Source organism: Paenibacillus luteus, assembly GCF_006542765.1.
GTDB classification, from domain to species: Bacteria; Bacillota; Bacilli; order Paenibacillales; family Paenibacillaceae; genus Pristimantibacillus; species Pristimantibacillus luteus.
Genome location: NZ_SKCD01000095.1, coordinates 1 through 546, shown reverse-complemented (window position 1 = coordinate 546; position 546 = coordinate 1). Strand labels below are relative to the sequence as shown.

The 546-nt window shown below is 53.3% G+C and carries 1 rRNA gene; it reads left to right on the top strand.

The features are described 5' to 3' along the window. Window positions 1-546 (top strand): 23S ribosomal RNA (locus E0496_RS34480); the annotation flags it as partial.

Genomic DNA, 546 nt, shown 5'->3' with positions numbered 1-546 from the left:
GGTACTTGGGTAGGGGAGCGTTGAATACGGATTGAAGTTGGACCGTGAGGACTGGTGGACTGTATTCAAGTGAGAATGCCGGTATGAGTAACGAAAAGACAAGTGAGAATCTTGTCCGCCGAAAGCCTAAGGGTTCCTGAGGAAGGCTCGTCCTCTCAGGGTAAGTCGGGACCTAACGCGAGGCCGAAAGGCGTAGTGGATGGACAACAGGTTGAAATTCCTGTACCACCGAAGATTGTTTGAGCAATGGGGTGACACAGAAGGGCAGTGACGCGGACTGATGGAATAGTCCGTCCAAGCAGTGAGGCTAGTGTGTAGGCAAATCCGCACACTATTAGGCTGGGCTGTGATGGGGAGCGAAAATTACAGTAGCGAAGGTCATGTACTCCGGCTGTCAAGAAAAGCCTCTAGTGAGATCTAGGTGCCCGTACCGCAAACCGACACAGGTAGGCGAGCAGAGCATGCTAAGGCGCGCGGAAGAACTCTCGTTAAGGAACTCGGCAAAATGACCCCGTAACTTCGGGAGAAGGGGTGCCTCGGTAGGGT